This is a genomic window from Paractinoplanes deccanensis (assembly GCF_016862115.1).
GTDB classification, from domain to species: domain Bacteria; phylum Actinomycetota; class Actinomycetes; order Mycobacteriales; family Micromonosporaceae; genus Actinoplanes; species Actinoplanes deccanensis.
This window is the reverse complement of sequence record NZ_BOMI01000017.1, coordinates 1-17,101: the sequence shown is the minus strand read 5'-3', so window position 1 is coordinate 17,101 and position 17,101 is coordinate 1. Positions and strand designations below refer to the sequence as shown.

General features: G+C 71.6%; 13 protein-coding genes, 1 tRNA gene and 2 pseudogenes. 9 read left to right on the top strand and 7 right to left on the bottom strand.

All coding sequences use genetic code 11. The annotated features are described in order from the left end of the window. Nucleotides 1-78 precede the first annotated feature (78 nt). A tRNA-Sec gene (locus Ade02nite_RS05765) sits at nt 79-171 on the bottom strand. A 58-nt stretch (nt 172-229) separates the two neighbouring features. Between Ade02nite_RS05765 and selD the strand changes: the two genes are divergently transcribed. Together selD and Ade02nite_RS05755 are read left to right on the top strand one after the other, a co-directional pair. Further along, entirely contained in the window at nt 230-1,225 is a 996-nt protein-coding gene (gene selD / locus Ade02nite_RS05760; protein ID WP_203760462.1) for a selenide, water dikinase SelD, read from the top strand. A 34-nt stretch (nt 1,226-1,259) separates the two neighbouring features. Further along, entirely contained in the window at nt 1,260-1,652 is a 393-nt protein-coding gene (locus Ade02nite_RS05755) for a MerR family transcriptional regulator (RefSeq protein WP_203760461.1), read from the top strand. On the opposite strand, the gene nrfD is transcribed toward Ade02nite_RS05755, so the two are convergent. The 3 genes and pseudogenes from nrfD to fdh form a co-directional block, all read right to left on the bottom strand. After that, nucleotides 1,636-2,592 (bottom strand): NrfD/PsrC family molybdoenzyme membrane anchor subunit, encoded by a 957-nt coding sequence (gene nrfD / locus Ade02nite_RS05750; protein WP_203760460.1) that lies wholly within the window; start codon nt 2,590-2,592, stop codon nt 1,636-1,638. The two genes, Ade02nite_RS05755 and nrfD, sit on opposite strands and share 17 nt — an antisense overlap. Beyond that, on the bottom strand, nt 2,589-3,503 hold the full coding sequence (locus Ade02nite_RS05745) for a 4Fe-4S dicluster domain-containing protein (RefSeq protein ID WP_203760459.1): 915 nt from the start codon (nt 3,501-3,503) through the stop codon (nt 2,589-2,591). The genes nrfD and Ade02nite_RS05745 overlap by 4 nt, the downstream gene beginning before the upstream one ends. A gap of 10 nt (nt 3,504-3,513) precedes the next feature. Next, nucleotides 3,514-6,714 (bottom strand): annotated as a pseudogene (gene fdh, locus Ade02nite_RS05740) (formate dehydrogenase); the annotation flags it as partial. Nucleotides 6,715-6,782: 68 nt separating this feature from the next. Between fdh and Ade02nite_RS05730 the strand changes: the two are divergent. Then, nucleotides 6,783-7,016 carry a hypothetical protein gene (locus Ade02nite_RS05730; protein WP_203760456.1) on the top strand — a complete coding sequence of 78 codons (234 nt, stop codon included), beginning with the start codon at nt 6,783-6,785 and terminating at the stop codon, nt 7,014-7,016. Here the strand turns inward: Ade02nite_RS05730 and Ade02nite_RS05725 are convergent. Beyond that, a complete protein-coding gene (locus Ade02nite_RS05725; RefSeq protein WP_203760455.1) occupies nt 7,013-8,332 on the bottom strand; it encodes a TIGR04013 family B12-binding domain/radical SAM domain-containing protein in 1,320 nt (439 codons plus the stop codon). The genes Ade02nite_RS05730 and Ade02nite_RS05725 overlap by 4 nt on opposite strands. A gap of 184 nt (nt 8,333-8,516) precedes the next feature. On the opposite strand from Ade02nite_RS05725, the gene Ade02nite_RS05720 reads away from it, so the two are divergent. After that, a complete protein-coding gene (locus tag Ade02nite_RS05720) occupies nt 8,517-9,671 on the top strand; it encodes a glutathione-independent formaldehyde dehydrogenase (RefSeq protein ID WP_203760454.1) in 1,155 nt (384 codons plus the stop codon). A 29-nt stretch (nt 9,672-9,700) separates the two neighbouring features. Here Ade02nite_RS05720 and Ade02nite_RS05715 read toward each other — a convergent pair whose 3' ends face one another. Continuing rightward, entirely contained in the window at nt 9,701-10,810 is a 1,110-nt protein-coding gene (locus tag Ade02nite_RS05715; RefSeq protein WP_203760453.1) for a DUF2267 domain-containing protein, read from the bottom strand. 216 nt (nt 10,811-11,026) lie between these two features. Here Ade02nite_RS05715 and Ade02nite_RS49075 point away from each other — a divergent pair, with 216 nt between their 5' ends. Together Ade02nite_RS49075 and Ade02nite_RS05705 are read left to right on the top strand one after the other, a co-directional pair. Next, nucleotides 11,027-12,025, top strand: a complete 999-nt coding sequence (locus tag Ade02nite_RS49075; protein WP_239168558.1) for an SRPBCC family protein — start codon at nt 11,027-11,029, stop codon at nt 12,023-12,025. Beyond that, nucleotides 12,022-13,197, top strand: coding sequence for a zinc-dependent alcohol dehydrogenase (locus tag Ade02nite_RS05705; protein WP_203760452.1), 1,176 nt, complete (start codon nt 12,022-12,024; stop codon nt 13,195-13,197). Before Ade02nite_RS49075 ends, Ade02nite_RS05705 begins: the two co-directional genes overlap by 4 nt. 65 nt (nt 13,198-13,262) lie before the next feature. Here Ade02nite_RS05705 and Ade02nite_RS05700 read toward each other — a convergent pair whose 3' ends face one another. Continuing rightward, the gene (locus Ade02nite_RS05700) at nt 13,263-14,282 is read right to left on the bottom strand and encodes an aldo/keto reductase (protein WP_239168557.1); all 1,020 of its coding nucleotides are present in this window, start codon (nt 14,280-14,282) and stop codon (nt 13,263-13,265) included. A gap of 138 nt (nt 14,283-14,420) precedes the next feature. On the opposite strand from Ade02nite_RS05700, the gene Ade02nite_RS05695 reads away from it, so the two are divergent. From Ade02nite_RS05695 to Ade02nite_RS05685, 3 genes and pseudogenes are all read left to right on the top strand, one after another. After that, nucleotides 14,421-14,942, top strand: a complete 522-nt coding sequence (locus Ade02nite_RS05695; RefSeq protein WP_203760451.1) for a SigE family RNA polymerase sigma factor — start codon at nt 14,421-14,423, stop codon at nt 14,940-14,942. Further along, on the top strand, nt 14,939-15,667 hold the full coding sequence (locus tag Ade02nite_RS05690) for a hypothetical protein (RefSeq protein WP_203760450.1): 729 nt from the start codon (nt 14,939-14,941) through the stop codon (nt 15,665-15,667). Before Ade02nite_RS05695 ends, Ade02nite_RS05690 begins: the two co-directional genes overlap by 4 nt. Nucleotides 15,668-15,874: 207 nt before the next feature. After that, nucleotides 15,875-17,101 (top strand): annotated as a pseudogene (locus Ade02nite_RS05685) (hypothetical protein); the annotation flags it as partial.

The following is a 17,101-nucleotide window of genomic DNA, read 5'->3' as shown; positions in this document are numbered from 1 at the left end:
GCTACACCTGTCCCGTCGGCAAAAAGGACGCCCGGCTGAGTCGCACGCAAATAATCAGACTGCGTGCGGCAAGGGAAACGGAGGCGGACGGGAATCGAACCCGCCTGACCCGGATGCCGGGTCACACCAGTTTTGAAGACTGGGAGGGGCACCAGCCGCCTGAACGCCTCCGCCGACACCCTAGCGCCGCGGGTGGGCGGCGGCGCGCGGGGCATGCCAGAGTGGGGCGGTGACTCGTCTGACGCAGTACGCCCACGGTGGCGGATGTGCCTGCAAGATCCCGCCGGGAGAATTGGAGTCCGTGGTGGCGGGGCTGGTCGGTGTGACGACGCCGCGGGGCCCGGGTGAGCTGCTGGTGGGGCTCGACGACGGCGACGACGCGGCGGTCGTGCGGATCCAGGCCGGCACCGCGATCGTGGCGACCGCCGACTTCTTCACGCCGGTGGTCGACGACGCGTACGACTGGGGGCGCATCGCCGTGGCCAACGCGCTCTCCGACGTCTATGCGATGGGCGGCACGCCCGTGGTCGGGGTCAACCTGCTCGCGTGGCCGCGCGAGGTGCTGCCCATGGAGCTCGCGGCCGAGGTGCTGCGCGGCGGGCTCGACGTGGCGGCCGAGGCCGGTTGTCACGTGGCGGGCGGGCACAGCGTCGACGATCCGGAGCCCAAGTACGGCATGGCGGTGACCGGTCTGGCCGACCCCGGGCGGCTGATGCGCAACGACGCCGGCAGGCCCGGTGTGCCGCTCACCCTCACCAAGCCGCTCGGTGTCGGGGTGCTCAACAGCCGGCACAAGGCGACCGGCGAGGTCTTCCCCGAGGCGGTCGCGGCCATGACCACGTTGAACGACAAGGCGTCCCAGCTGGCGCTGGAGCGGGGCGTCGTCTGCGCCACCGACGTGACCGGCTTCGGGCTGCTCGGGCACCTGCACAAGCTTGCCCGGGCCAGCGGGGTCACGGCGCGCGTCGACGCGAAGGCCGTGCCGTACCTGGACGGGGCTCGGCGGGCGCTCGCCGAGGGCTTCGTCAGCGGCGGGACGCGCCGCAACCTCGACTGGGTGCGGCCGCACCTCGACGCCGGCGCCACCGCGGAGGACGAGCTGCTGCTGCTGGCCGACGCGCAGACCTCCGGCGGGCTGCTCGTGGCCGGCGAGATCCCGGGCTGCCCGGTCATCGGCGAGCTGATCCCGGCCCGGGACGGGATCACGCTGCAGATAATCGCTTGACTTGGAGTGCACTCGAAGGGGGAGGCTCTGACCCATGGCGTACGGACTCACTGTCGGCGAGGTCGCCGACCGCGTCGGGCTCACCGTGCACACGCTGCGGTGGTACGAGCAGGAGGGCCTGGTCGCGCCGGTCGAGCGGGACAGCGCCGGCCGCCGCCGCTACAGCGATGCCGATCTGGGCTGGCTCCAGCTGCTGATCCGGCTGCGCACCACCGGCATGCCGGTGCGCGACATGCGGCGGTACGCGGAGATGGTGCGCGCCGGTGACGAGACGGTCGGCGACCGGCTGCGGCTGTTCATCGAGCACCGCGAGCGCGTGCTGGCCCGCATCGCCGAGCTCCAGGCCGACCTCGCGGTCCTCGACGTGAAGATCGAGATCTACGGCGAGCTGGAGCGGCAGCAGCGCGAGGTCACGGCTGCCCGGTGACCTCGGTCTTGGCGGCGAGGCGTTCGCGCTGCGGGACGACGGTGTATTTCGGGTCCTTGGCCGAGACCACGCCCGCCTCGAAGACGCCGAACCGGGTGAGCGCCGAGCCCGCCAGCAGCGCGAGCCCGGACAGCGCCGAGACGGCCCGCGAGCGGCGGCCCAGCACCGCACCCGCCGCCCCGGCCGCCGTGAGCAGCCGGGCGGCCTGGAGCAGCTTGCCCGGCCGGCCCTGACGGTAGGGCTCGCTGAGCAGCCCGTGCCCGTGCTCCACCCGATGTCCGGCGGCCAGCTCCATCGCGGCGCCGAGCACCGCCATGCGCCGCGCCGGCTTGCCGGGTGCGGCGATGAGGCCGACCCCGGCGCCGCTGGCCAGAGCGCTGCCGGCGAACATGAACGGCAGCTCCGGGTGGACCGCGTTCCAGCTGGGCACCGCCGTGTCGGCGAAGAGCACGGCCGTGTACGTGGCCAGCGCCGGAGCGAGCACGGCGGCACCGTAGCCCGCGGCGTCGCCGGCCGGCGGCAGCACCCGGCGCAGCAGCCGGGACGGCAGCAGCGGCGCGAACTCGGCGGCACCGGCCACCGCCGCCACGCCGCCGAACGACGCGAGGATCCACGTGCCCATCGACATCGGCGAGGTCGGCTTCGCCACCCGCAGCATGTGGTGGAATCGTTCCGGCCGGCCCAGGTCGATGATCAAAAAGTATGTGCTGGCGCCCAGCGCGCCCAGGGTGACCGTCCGGCCCACGCGCCGCAGGGTCGCGTCGCCGGTCGCCTGGCCGCCCGCGGCGAGCAGCGCCGAGCCGGCCGCGAGCCCGCCGGTGAACAGGTAGGACGCGATGTCGTGGGTCCAGACCGGCGGGCGCACGATGGGCCGCCCGTAGTAGGAGCGGAACTCCGCCTCGGGCACCATCGACCGGTCGCCGCCGCCGCGCGGGCTCATCCGCGCCGCCCCGCGAACGCGACCACCGCGGACGCGGCCATGGCCAGCGCGGCCAGGCCCGCCCGCTTCCACATCCTCGGCAGGTCGCGCGTCGCCACCACCGGGTCGGGCGGCAGGCCGTACACCTCGGGCTCGTCCAGCAGCAGGAAGAACGCGCCGTCGCCGCCGACCCCGTTGTCCTCCTCGTGGCCGTAGAGGCGGGCCTCGGCGACGCCCTGCTCGTGCAGGTCCTCGACCCGCCGCGCCGCCCGCTCGCGCAACTCGTCGAGCTCGCCGAACTGGATCGACTCGGTCGGGCACGCCTTCGCGCAGGCCGGGGTGAGCCCGTCGCCGATCCGGTCGTAGCAGAGCGTGCACTTCCAGGCGCGCCCGTCGCCCTCGCGCCGGTCGATCACGCCGTACGGGCATCCGGAGACGCAGTAACCGCAGCCGTTGCAGATGTCCTGCTGCACGACGACCGTGCCGAACTCGGTGCGGAAGAGCGCCCCGGTCGGGCAGACGTCCAGGCAGCCGGCGTGCGTGCAGTGCTTGCACACGTTGGACATCATCAGCCAGCGGAAGTCGCCGCGCGGGCCGGGCGTGGCCTTGCCGGGCAGGTCGGACAGCGGCATGCCGAGGAACTGGGTGCCCGTGCCCGCCGCCTCGGCGAGCGCGTCACCCGCGAAGGGCTGCTCGACGAAGGCCACGTGCCGCCACGAGTTCGCGCTCAGGCCGCCCGTGTTGTCGTAGGAATGACCCAGCAGGTTGAAGCCGTCGTCCGGGACGAGGTTCCACTCCTTGCAGGCCACCTCGCACGCCTTGCATCCGATGCAGACGGACGTGTCGGTGAAGAAGCCCATGCGCGGCGGAGGGTCGACGTATCCCGCGTCGGTGGCCGGGTCGATCGGCCCGTACAGGCTGTTACTTCCCACTCTCGTCCTCCAGCCCCGCGCGGAGACGGTAGCCCCGCACGTACGCCAGCAGCCCCGGACCCGACGGCCGGCGCCCGGCCCGGATGTCGCACGTGCCGACCTTGCTCTCCTGGATGAGCACGTTCGGGTCGAGCGTGATGCCGATCAGGTCGTTGGCCGAGTCGCCGGTGACCACGCCCTCGCCGCCCCAGTGGTAGGGCATCCAGATCTGGTGCACGGTCCGCCCCTCGATGCGCAGCGGCCTGAGCCTATCGGTGATCATCACGCGGGCCTCGATCGCCGCCCGCGCGGTCACGATGTGCGCCCAGCCGAGGTGGGTGAGACCCCGCTCGGCGGCCAGCTGCGGCGAGACCTCCACGAACATCTCGGGCTGCAGCTCCGAGAGGTACGGCAGCTGGCGGCTCATGCCTCCGGCGGTGTGGTGCTCGGTGAGCCGGCTGGTGCTGAAGACGTACGGGAACACGGCCGCGCGGCTGTCCGGGGCGCTCGGGTTGGTGAGGTTGTCCGTGCGGTCGTACACCTTGCGGGTGGGGTTGGCCTGCTGCCCGTAGAGCGGGTTGCGCACGCCCGACTCGGCCGGCTCGTAGTGGGTCGGCATCGGGCCGTCGATCAGCCCGCTCGGTGCGTACAGCCAGCCCTTGCCATCGCCCTGCATGATGAACGCGTCGTCGCCGGAGATCGCGGCCACGCCGGTGGATCCCTCGGGCGGGCGGTACGACGGGGGCTTCGTCTTCTCGAAGTCGGGCACGTCGTCGCCGGTCCACTCGCCCTTGCCGGCGTCCCACCAGACGTACTTCTTCCGCTCGGACCACGGCTTGCCGTCGGGGTCGGCGGAGGCACGGTTGTAGAGGGTGCGCCGGTTGGCCGGCCACACCCAGCCCCACTCGGGCGCGACGTAGCTCTGCTCGCTGCCCGGCTTGCGCCGCGCCGCCTGGTTGACGCCGTCGGCGTAGACGCCGGTGTAGATCCAGCAGCCGCCCGAGGTGGAGCCGTCCGGCTTCATCTGCGTGTACGAGCCGAGCAGGTCGCCGGTGCGCAGGTCGTACCCGTTGATCTCCTTGAGCACCAGCTCCGCGTCCGGCTCGTCGGACGATCCGTAATCCCACGTCAGGTTCTTGACGGCGGCGTCGCGGGCCCGGTCCGAGTCGCGCAGGCGCTCCCGGATCCTGCGGCCGAGGTGGTAGAAGAACCACAGCTCGCTGCGCGCGTCGCCCGGCGGGTCGACCGCCTTCTCGCGCCATTGCAGCATGCGCTGGGTCTGGGTGAAGGTGCCCTCCTTCTCGGCGTGCGAGGCCGCCGGCATGAAGAAGACCTCGGTCTTGCACTGCTCCGGCACGATCTCGCCGGTCGCCACCTCGGGCCCGTTCTTCCAGAACGTGGCGCTCTCGATCATGAACAGGTCGCGGACCACCAGCCAGTCGAGGTTGGCCATGCCGAGCCGCTGGGCGCGCCCGTGCGCCGAGCCGACCGCCGGGTTCTGCCCGAGCAGGAAGTAGCCCTTGACCTTCCCGTCGATCATGTCGAGGACCTGCTGGTACGTGCCGTGGTCGCCGGTCAGGCGGGGCAGCCAGCCGTACCCGTAGTCGTTCTCCTCGGTCGCCGCGTCGCCCCAATAGGACTTCAGGAGGCTGACCGCGTACGCCTTCGCGTCGGCCCAGAAGCCCTTCTGCTCCGGGTGGCGGATCGCGTCGATCCACTGGTCGAAGGTCTCGTGCTGCTGGAAGTGTGGCATCGGCAGGTAACCGGGCAGCAGGTTGAACAGCGTCGGGATGTCCGTGGAGCCCTGGATGCTCGCGTGCCCGCGCAGCGCCATGACCCCGCCGCCCGGGCGGCCCATGTTGCCCAGCAGCAGCTGGATGATCGCCCCGGTCCGGATGTACTGCACGCCGACGCTGTGCTGCGTCCACCCCACGGAGTAGACCAGCGCGGTCGTGCGTTCCCGGTTGGAGTTCGCCGTCCAGGCCTCACAGACCTCCAGGAACTTCTCCCGCGGTACGCCGCAGAGCTGCTCGACGACCTCCGGCGTGTAGCGCGCGTAGTGCCGCTTGAGCACCTGGTAGACGCAGCGCGGGTCCTGCAGCGTCGGGTCGCGTGGCACGTCGGCCGGGATGGGCGGGCCGTGCGACTCCTGCTCCAGGCCCGAGGCGGTCTCCCGGTCGACGTGCGACTCGCCCTCCTCCTGGCCGTGGTCCTGCTGGCCCGCGTACTGCCAGCTGCTCTGGTCGTACGCCCGGGTCTCGGGGTCGAAGCCGGAGAAGAGCCCGTCGAGCTCCTCGGTGTCCTGGAAGTCCTCACTGACGAGCATGGAGGCGTTGGTGTACGCGAGCACGTACTCCCGGAAGTCCTTCTCGTTGCTGAGGATGTAGTTGATCACCCCACCCAGGAACGCGATGTCCGCGCCCGCCCGCACCGGCACGAAGGTGTGCGCCAGCGCGCTGGTGCGCGTGAAGCGAGGATCGATGTGGATGATCTTCGCGCCGCGCTTCTTGGCCTCGATCACCCATTGGAAGCCCACGGGGTGCGCTTCCGCCATGTTGGAGCCCTGGATGATGATGCAGTCGGCGTTCGCCAGATCCTGGAGGAATCCGGTGGCCCCGCCACGGCCGAAGGAGGTTCCCAGACCGGGAACGGTGGCGGAGTGTCAAATACGGGCTTGATTTTCGATCTGGATGGCGCCGAGCGCGGTGAAGAGCTTCTTGATGATGTAGTTCTCTTCGTTGTCCAGCGTCGCGCCGCCCAGGCTCGAGATGCCCAGCGTGCGGTTGAGCGGCCGGCCGTCGGCGTCGCTCTCCTCCCAGGTCGCGTCGCGCGCGGCGAGCACCCGGTCGGCGATCATGTCCATCGCCGTGTCGAGGTCGAGCCGCTCCCACTCGGTGCCGTAGGGCCGGCGGTAGAGCACGTGCTGCTGACGGCGGTCGCTGGTGACCAGGCTCTTGCTGGCCGACCCCTTGGGGCAGAGCCGCCCGCGCGAGATCGGACTGTCCGGGTCGCCCTCGATCTGGACGACCTTCTCGTCCTTGACGAAGATGCGCTGGCCGCAGCCGACCGCGCAGTAGGGGCAGACCGACTTGGCCACCCGGTCGGCGGTCTCGGTGCGGCTCTCCAGGGCACGCGACCCGTCGGATTTCGCGGCGGCGCCACGGCCCAGCGGGTCGGTCCCGGTCAGCTGCCGGTAGACCGGCCAACCCTCGATCCAGGTGCGCACGCCCACGCCTCAGACCCTAACCCCGCACCCGAAGATCCGCACGACTTGCCTCCGGCTCGCCGATAATAGGGACGATGGTCACTCCGGACGCTCCCGTGATGCGGCGCTGCCCGCGCTGCGGCCACCTCACGCGCGCCGACCGCATGGTGAAGGGCTTCGGCCGCGACTGCGCCACCCAGCTGGGCCTCACCGGCCGCTCCGTCGACACCGGCCACGAGGGCCCCGACCTGCTCGACGTCCTGCGCGACCAGGTCGACGAGGAGGACGCCTGCGACGGCTGGGACCGCCCGGCCGACCGCCCCTTCTAGGGCTCCCGGGGCACGGTGGGCAGCAGCGTCCGGCTGCGCCCCGGCCTCGGGTATGCCTCGGCGGCCGCCGCGAGCCGGACGGCGTGGTCGCGCTGCTTCTGCCAGTGGCCGTAGAGGGCCCCGCGCTGCGACAGCCGGTCCACCTCGCGGATCGTCTCGGGGTCGACGTCGCCCGCCGGCGCGTCCCGCCACGGGGTGCCCGGCAGCGGCATGAAGGTGTGCGCGTGGATCCGCGCCCCCAGGTCGGCAAGCTCGCGGGCGAGGCCCAGCGACGCGTCCACGTCGCCCTGGTCCTCGCCCGGCATCCCGAAGATCATGTCCACGTTGATCTGGAAGCCCTCCTCGACGCCGAGCCGCACCGCCCGGCGGACCTCCTCGACGCCGTGACCGCGCTTGGCCGTGCCGAGCACCCGGTCGGAGCCCGACTGCGCCCCCACGATGATGTTGGTGTTGGCGCAGTACTTCTTGACCAGGCGCAACGCCTCCCGGCTCACGTGCTCGGGCCGGATCTCGCTCGGGAACGACCCGAAGAACACCCGCCCGTCCGGCCCGATGCCCTCCTTGCAGGAGGCCAGCAGCTCCTCCACCGCCGCCAGGTTCGGGTCCTCGGTCTGGCTGCCGTAGCTCATCGCCGTCGGCGTGATGAAGCGGACGTCGCGCAGCCCCCGGTCGCGCATCCGGTCGACGTGCCACCGCACGTTCTCGACGCTGCGATGCCGGAACCGGGCCGAGAACATGAACGGCGTCTGGCAGAACCGGCACGCGTACACGCAGCCGCGGGTGATCTCCAGAGCGTTGAACCTGCCCCACTTCAGCGCGAACCCCGGGAACTCTTCCAGGGGCAACTGCCGCGCCTTGCCGGTCCTGATCAGCTTGCCGGTGGCATCGCGGTAGGCCAGGCCGGTGATGCCCGCCGGGTCCCCCTTGGCGTCGACGAGGCTGAGCAGGGTCGACTCCCCCTCGCCGATGGCGGCCATGTCCCAGCCGGCGTCGAGGGTCTGCACGGGCTCGGCGGTGGCGTGCACCCCGCCGGCCAGGTGGGTGACGTTCGGGCCGTCGGCGAGCTTTTTGATGTGCGCGAGCTCCTCGGCGAGCGCGGCGGCGTCCGGCGAGTAGAAGGACCAGAGCACCAGAACCTTCGCGCCGGTGGCCGCCGCGTCGCGGATGTGCTCGGCGGTGGCCGCCACGGTCTCGCCGAACCGGACCTCGTACCGGGTCGCGGTCTCGTGCTCGCCCAGCGCGCCCAGCAGCACGTGGAAGCCGTACGTCACCGCCTTGCGATAGCGCAGCACGAGGACCAGCTCAGGACCGTTCATGCCGCGATTTTGCCAGTTCCTCCGGCGAGGCCCCCGCGGCGGGCCGTCGTGGCGTCGGTGGCCGAATCGCCCTCGCGGCCGGCAGAGATCCCGATACCCGCCCGGGGCGATCCGCCGCCTGTATGTAATGAAGACCCCGGCCCGAGCCCGGGGCGGAGGGAGGCAGCGCTACGAGGAGGCAGTCATGAAGGCAGTGGTGTACGAGGGACCGCGCCAGGTCAGCGTCAAGGAGGTGCCGGACGCGCGGATCGAGCGGCCGACCGACGTCCTGGTACGGATCACGTCGGCGAATATCTGCGGCTCGGACCTGCACATGTACGAGGGCCGGACCGACTTCGAGCCCGGTCGCTGGTTCGGGCACGAGAACCTGGGTCAGGTGGTCGAGGTCGGCGACGGCGTCGACAAGGTGCGGGTGGGCGACTGGGTGGTCCTGCCGTTCAACATCTCCTGCGGGCATTGCAAGAACTGCGAGCGTCAGCTGACGAACTACTGCCTGACCGCCCAGCCCGAGCTCAAGATGGCCGGCGCCGCGTACGGCTTCGCCGACATGGGCCCGTACGGCGGCGGGCAGGCCGAACTGTTGCGCGTGCCCTGGGGCGACTTCAACTGCCTGCGACTGGGTGAGGACGCCGAACAGCGCCAGACCGACTATGTGATGCTCGCCGACATCTTCCCGACCGGCTACCACGCCACCGAGATGGCCGGTGTCAAGCCCGGCGACCAGACGGTCATCTACGGCGCGGGCCCGGTCGGTCTGATGGCCGCCCTGTCGGCGACCATCCGGGGCGCGAGCAAGGTGATGGTTGTCGACCGGCACCCCGACCGGCTGCGCCTGGCCGAGTCGATCGGCGCGATCGCCATCGACGACTCGAAGGTCGACCCGGTGCAGGCCGTTCTCGAGCAGACGATGGGACTGGGCGCGGACAACGGCTGCGAGTGCGTCGGCTATCAGGCGCACGAGCCCGACGGCCAGGAGCAGGCCAACCTGACGATGAACCGGCTGGTCGCCTCGGTGCGCTTCACCGGGACGATCGGCACCGTCGGCGTTTTCGTGCCTCAGGACCCCGGTGCCGGCGACGAGTTGGCGAAGCAGGGCAAACTGGCCTTCGACTTCGGCATGTTCTGGTTCAAGGGCCAGCACATCGGCACCGGCCAGGCTCCGGTCAAGAAGTACAACCGGCAGCTGCGCGACCTGATCGCCGGCGGCAAGGCCGAGCCGTCGTTCATCGTCAGCCACGAACTGCCCCTCGACCGGGCACCGGAGGCCTACGAGCACTTCGACAAGCGCGACGACGGCTGGACCAAGGTCGTCCTGCATCCGGCGATGGCGGGTGCCTGACAGGGCCGCGGAGCTGAACGGACGCCGGATTACCGTTCTTCGTCGGCGTGCCGGCCGCTGGGCTCGGGATGGCGTCCGTAGGCGGCGGTCCGGACGGTCTCCTCGTCCTCCAGCCCGGAGCCGATCGCTCCGCCGACGGTGGCCAGGGAGCTGATGATCCAGGCAAGCGTCAGATAGTCGGTGGTGTGCGCCGGCCGTTGCAGGGTCTGTTCCAGTACGGATGCATCGATCAACAGCGCTGCGGCGAACAGCGTTCCGAGGAACAGCACGACGTAGGACACCGCGGTGGCCAGGGCGAGGGTGAGGATCGTGCCGAGGTTGAACATCCGAGCCAGCTCGGCCGGTGTGTGCCGGTCCGGTTTCTCCCACAAGCCGTGCGAGATGATCAGCCAGGCCACCAGCCCGGTCAGCCCCAACAGCATGATGACCGTGAGGCGGAGCCCGCCGAGCGCATCGCCCATCTGCCAGATGGTGCTGGTGGTGAGCGCGAACGCGGCCGTGCCGAACGCGCCGACGAGAAGTTTGGACAGGCCTAGCAGCGCGCGCCCCGGCCGGTTGGCCCTGACCATTCCGGTCAGCAGCCGCACCCGGCCGGTCACCCGCGAGGCTACGTACCGCACGTCCCCGGCGTCCGCCGCCCCGATCGCCCGGTGGATGGCGGCGACCCGGCTCGTCAGGTCGGCCGGTGTCCGCCGGGGTGCCGGGCGCCGCCCGCCGGGTGCGCCGGCGAGCAACTGGCCCACGAGATCCGGAACGACCGCACGCACGGTTGGCAGCTGACGCAGGCCCAGTGCGGGCAAGGACACCATCGCGGCTCGGCGCTGGGTGGAGGTCTGAGCGATCAGGGGCACCCGGTCGGTGTGCAGTGGCAGATCGGTCAGGCAGATCGCGACATCCCACCGCTCATCGGTTCGCCGTTGGGCAAGGTCGTCGAGCAGCGCCTCCGCACCGCCGTCGCGGCGCGGCGCCACCTCACCCCAGCCATCCCGGACGGTCCATCGCACGTCGGCGTCCACCTGGTCGGCGAGCCGGTCGGCGAGCTCGGCGGTGAGCCTCGTGGCGACCAGGGCCGGGTGATCCGGCGGAGTGGCGACCAGTCCGACGACGATCTCCGGACGGTGCTGATCGCTGGCGGTCATCGCAGCTCCTCGCCGATAGCCGGGCGCGTTCCCGGACCGCCGGTCTTCCCGATCTGGCCGCGTACATGCCTCGGTCCACCGGACATTGGTGCGACTTTTTGCGGGGGCGCATGGCCGTTTAGGGGCTTTGTCGTCGGGTAGCCCGAGCCGATCAGACGCGCCCTGGTCGCAGTGCACCGCAACGTTGGCGGGGGCCGATCCACACGGAGGTAACCCGTGACGCAGGTAGCAACCCGAGAAGCGGCGAACGACAGGCAGGAGGAGGTGCGGCGGCGGGGCCGCGGGCTCGGCTGGATGAGTCTCGGCCTGGGCGTGGCCCAGCTGGCGGCACCGGACACGGTGCGCCGGATGAGCGGCGTGGACGACTCCGCGACCTCGCGGGCGGTGGTGCCGCTGGTCGGGGCGCGGGAGCTGGTCCACGCGGCCGGGCTCCTGACGAGCCGGCGCAAGAGTGTTTGGGCGTGGACCCGTGTGGTGGGTGACGCGATGGACCTGACCGCGTTGGGGATGGCGCTCGCCCACCGAGGCGGGCGCCGCCGGCGACGGCTGCTCGCCGTGACCGGCGCCGTCGCCGGGATCACCGTGCTGGATCTGCTGACCGCCGTACAGGCCACCCGGGCCGACGGAACCGGCGCCGTGCCGACGGTGCGGGGCGCACGCAAAGGAGCATCCATGGAGCTGACGGCCACGACGACCATTCGTAAACCCGCGTCGGAGGTGTACGCGTTCTGGCGTGATCTGGAGAACCTGCCGACGTTCATGGCGCATCTCGACCAGGTCCGCACCACCGGCGATCGGACCAGCCACTGGACCGCCGACGCACCGTTCGGCAAGGACGTCAAGTGGGACGCGGAGATCACCGACGAGGAACCCGGCGAGAAGATCGCGTGGCGTTCGACCGGCAACGCCGACGTGCCGAACGCCGGTACCGTCCGGTTCGTGGCCGCCCCGGACGGCGTCAGCACCGAGGTGCACGTGGTGCTGGTGTACGACATTCCGGGCGGCGCGGTCGGCAAGGCCGTCGCGAAGTACTTCGGCGAGGAACCTCATCAGCAGCTCGACGACGACCTGCGCCGGCTCAAGCAGGTGCTGGAGACCGGCGAGGTGGTCCGCTCCGACGGCGCCCCGTGGGGCAAACGGGCCCGCAAGGAGTTCCCGCAGCGTCCGGCGCAACCGCTGTCGGACGCCGAGCTCGCGAAGGGAGCCGGCCGGTGAGGGCCAACACCTGGGCGGGCCGCAACAAGGTCGAGGTCCGCGACGTACCGGATCCCAAGATCCTCAACAAGCGCGATGCCATCGTACAGATCACCTCCACCGCGATCTGCGGCTCGGACCTGCACCTGGTCGACGGGTATGTGCCCACGATGCAGGACGGCGACGTGATGGGCCACGAGTTCATGGGCGAGGTGATCGAAGTCGGATCCGGCGTCCCCGCGGACAGGCTGCGGGTGGGTGACCGGGTGGTCGTGCCGTTCCCGATCGCGTGCGGCGCGTGCGCCGCCTGCGCCGCCGAGCTGTACTCCTGCTGCGAGAACTCCAACCCCAACGCCGGCATCGCGGAGAAGATGTTCGGCCACCCGACCGCCGGGATCTTCGGCTACTCCCACCTCACCGGCGGCTTCGCGGGCGGCCAGGCCCAGTACGCGCGGGTGCCGTTCGCGGACGTCGGCCCGCTGAAGATCGAGTCCGACCTGACCGACGAGCAGGTGCTGTTCCTGTCCGACATCCTGCCCACCGGCTACATGGGCGCCGAGATGTGCGACATCCAGCGCAGCGACGTGGTGGCGGTGTGGGGTGCCGGCCCGGTCGGCCAGTTCGCGATGGACAGCGCCCGGGTGCTCGGCGCCGCGAAGGTCATCGCCATCGACAAGGAACCGTACCGGCTGCGGATGGCCGAGCAGGCCGGCCACATCGCGGTCAACTTCGACGACGTCGACGTGCGCTCGCAGCTGCTGGAGCTCACCGGTGGGCGCGGCCCGGACAAGTGCATCGACGCGGTCGGCATGGAGGCCACCCACGGCAGCGGGCACATCGCCGCGTACGACCGGGTCAAGCAGGCCGTCCGGTCGGAGACCGAACGGCCCCACGCGCTGCGCCAGGCCATCATGTCGTGCCGCAGCGGCGGTGTGGTCTCGGTCATCGGCGTGTACGGCGGCTTCCTCGACAAGTTCCCCGCCGGCGCCTGGATGAACCGGTCACTGACCCTGCGCACCGGCCAGTGCCACGTGCAGCGCTACATGAGACCGCTCCTCGAACGCATCGAACGCGGCGACATCGACCCCACCCGCATCATCACGCATCGGATGCCCCTCGACGAGGCCCCGCACGGCTACGACATCTTCAAGAACAAGCAGGACAACTGCGAGAAGATCGTTCTCAAACCCTGAGCGACAACCGCGGTCGCGACGGCCGCGCCGGATATCTCCTGATGTCCGGCGCGGCCGGCGTGTTCTCAGATCTTGCGGTCGCGCTGGGCGACGCCCTGCCGGCCGTACGGGTACTCGCCGACCACGGGGACGCTGGCCTCGGTGAGCAGGTCGGTCTCCTTCTCCGACAGGTGCAGGCCCGCGGCGCCGAGGTTGTCCTCGAGCTGCTCGACGGTGCGAGCGCCGAGGATCACCGAGGTGACGGCCGGCCGGTCGGCGAGCCAGGAGAGCGACACCTGCGACATCGACACGCCGCGCGCCTCGGCCACCTGCCGGACCGCGTCGAGGATGTGCCAGGTGCGGGTGTCGGAGTTGCGCGGGCCGTACGCCTCCATGCCGCGGCCCGGGTCCTCGCCGAGGCGGGTGGCGCCGGTGGGCGTGTCGTCGCGCCGGTACTTGCCGGTGAGCCAGCCGCCGCCCAGCGGCGACCAGGGCAGGATGCCGATGTTCTCGTTGCGGCACACGTCGACGAGCTCGAACTCGATCTCCCGTGCCAGCAGGTTGTACTGCGGCTGCAGGGTGACGATCGGGGCCAGCCCGCGGAACTGGGTGATCATCGCCGCCTTCTGCAGCTGCCAGCCGAGGAAGTTGCTGACCCCCACGTACCTGATCTTGCCGGCGCGCACGGCGTCGTCGAAGAACGCCAGGGTCTCCTCGATCGGGGTCAGCGGGTCCCAGGCGTGCGCCTGGTAGAGGTCGATGGTCTCGACGCCGAGGCGGCGCAGGCTCGCGTCGAGCGCGCGGGACAGGTGCACGCGGGACAGCCCGGCCGAGTTCGGGTCGTCACCCATGGGAAAGCGGCCCTTGGTGGCGATGACAAGCCGGTCGCGTGCGCCGGGCCGGGCGGCGAGCCAGCGGCCGATGACCTCCTCGGACACGCCGCGCGAATACACGTCGGCGGTGTCGATGAAGGTGCCGCCGGCCTCGACGAAGCGGTCGAGCTGGGCGTGCGACACCTCCTCGCTGCTTTCGTTGCCGAACGTCATCGTGCCCAGGCACAGGGTGGACACGACCGTGCCGGTGCCACCAAGGGTGCGGTATTCCATCAGCTGCTCCTTACGGTGAGACCACCAGTTATCCCCCGGCCGGCGCCGGTTAAGCCCGGCATCGGCCAGGCACAGGTGGGTGCAACCGAATCGACGGTTCGCTCGTCTTGGTGCTCATGAAACGGAAAGAGGCTTCGTATGGCGCGCGGTGACGAGGATTTCGTCGCGTTCGCCCAGGCGAGCTCGGCGCGCCTGCAGCGTGCCGCGTACCTGCTGACCGGCGATCAGCACCAGGCCGAGGAGGCCGCTCAGGCCGCGCTGGTCCGGGTGTACGCCGCCTGGGGGCGGGTCCGCCGCAAGGACCCCTACGCGTACGCCCGCACGGTGCTGACCAACCTGCTGACCGACCAGTGGCGGCGCCCGATGCGGGAGTACCCGACGGAGATCATGCCGGAGCGGCAGGCGCCGCAGGACGTCGCCGACGTGGTGTCGAAGCGGCGCTGGCTGATCGGCGCGCTCCAGGCGCTGTCACCGCGGGAGCGGGCGGTGATCGTGCTGCGGCACTTCTTCGACGCGAGCGAGGCGGAGGTGGCCCGCGAGCTCGACCTGTCGGCGGGCACGGTGAAGAGCCTCAACTCGCGAGCCCTGGCGAAACTGCGCATCACGGCCGGCCTGGTGCCGCCGGCGCGCACCGAGACGGAAGCAGGGGTGGGACTGTGACGCAGCTGGAGGACCTGAAGGACGCCATGCACTCGCCGCCGGACTTCGAGCCCGCCCCACTGGACCTGGCGCACGTGATGGCCGCCGGCGGCCGGATGCGGCGGCGCCGCCGGGTGGCCGTCGGCGGCGCGTCCGCGCTGACCGTCGCCGCTCTGCTGATCGGGGGCAGCCAGCTGGCCGTCCTGGGTGGCCCGGCCGCCGGGCTTCCGGTGGCGGGCACCTCGGCGCCGGTGCCGTCGGCGGACAACTCCTCGGCTCCCGGGGTACTGGGTGTGGTCGTCGAGACGGGTCAGCGGGCCGACGGGCGGCAGTGGATCCTCTACGTCGAGACGAACGACCCGGACGATCTGGACCGCACCTTCACCCTCGTGCTCGGCCGTACGAGGACCGGCACCATCGACGACTTCCGGCGGGAGATCGTCAGCAGCGATCCCGGTGCGGGGCGGATGGCGCCGGGCTTCCACGCCGTACAGGCGGGGCGTCTGATCGAGGGACGGACCACACCCACGTTCGGCTACTACGTCGGCGACGCCGCCAAGATCACCGCCAGGGACGCCGCCACCGGACAGGTCGTCGAGGCGCACCGGACGGCATGGACCGGTTTCGGTGCGTCGGACAAGGCGCAGATCTTCTGGTTCGACTTCGCCCAGGGACGGCCCCCGGCCGAGCTGACCGGCCTGGCCGCCTACGACAAGCACGGCACCGAGCTGCACACCGGCGGCTGAACAGCGACAGCAGTCCGGCGGCCACGGCGAGGACGTCGCCGGCGATCTCAAGGTGCTCGTGCATCGTGTTCCCTTCGGCCCGGTGATCGGCGGCACGAGGCTCACAGCCGGCGGGCGGGTCCGGCCACCGATCCGGACCCGCCCGGACCGGTGAACCCGGCGGCCCGGGCCTTTCCGGCAGCGGCGCCGCGCGCCTACCGTGGTGCGGTGCCCGCTCCGGACCCCGCCACCGTGCACACCCGCGACGAGCTCGTGGCGGCGCTGAACGCGCTGCGCGGCGCCCGCTCGTACAAGGCGCTCGCGCGGGCGCACCCTGGGTTGCGGCACAGCACCCTCGGCGACCTGCTCACCGGCAAGTCCGCGCCGACCCGCGAGACGTTGTCCGCCTTTCTGACCGCCTGCGGCCTCGGCCACGCGGCCCAGCGGCCCTGGCTGGAGGCGCGGGACCGGGCCGCGGCCGCTCACCTGAGCCGTCCGGCGGGGGCGGTCCGGGCGCGCGCGGCGGGGGCCCGGCAGCTCGGCGTGCACCCGTCGATCCAGACTCCGGGCGCGGCCGGCGAGCTTCCCGCGTACGTGTCCAGAGACTTCGACGCCGAGCTGCGGAGGACGCTGCGACCGGGTGCCTTCGTGCTCCTGCGTGGCGGCTCGTCGACCGGCAAGACACGGGCCCTGTTCGAGGCCGTACGGGAGACACTGCCGGACTGGTGGCTGCTGCTCCCGGACAGCGGCGGCACGCCGGGGCCGCGGACCGTGCTGTGGCTCGACGAGTGGCAGCGCTGCCCGCTGCCCGCCGACCGGATGCGTTCCGCGCTGGCGGCAGGGGCGATCGCGGTCGGCACGCTGTGGCCGGAGGAGTACAACTGCCGAGCCGCGCCGAGAAACCCCGGACAACCCGACGTGTACGCCGACGAGCGCACCCTTCTCGCGCTGGCGCACGTCATCGACGTGCCCGAGGCGTTCAGCGCCGCCGAGCGGGGACGGGCCGAGCACGTGGCCGCCGGCGACGACCGGCTGCGGCTCGCCCTGAGCAGCACCGACGCGGGCGTCACCCAGGTGCTCGCCGCCGGCCCCGAGCTGATCCGGCGCTGGTCCGGCGCCGACACCACCGATCCGCGGCAGTGCACCGGCCGGGCGGTCATCACGGCCGCGCTGGACGCCCGCCGGGCCGGCGCGCGCACCCCGGCGACCCGCGATTTCCTGGCCGCCGCCGCGCCCAGCTATCTGACCCCGGCCCAGCGAGCGGCCGCACCGCGCGACTGGCTCGACCGCGCTCTCGACTACGCCACCACCCGCCTGCACGGTGCCGCCGCCTGCCTCACGCCGGTGAGCGCGGACATGGCCTCCGTCTGCGGTTATCGGACCGCCGACTACCTGCACCAGCACGCCCGCCGCCGCCGGCGGGCCGAGCCGCTGCCGGACGGGGTGTGGCGGGCG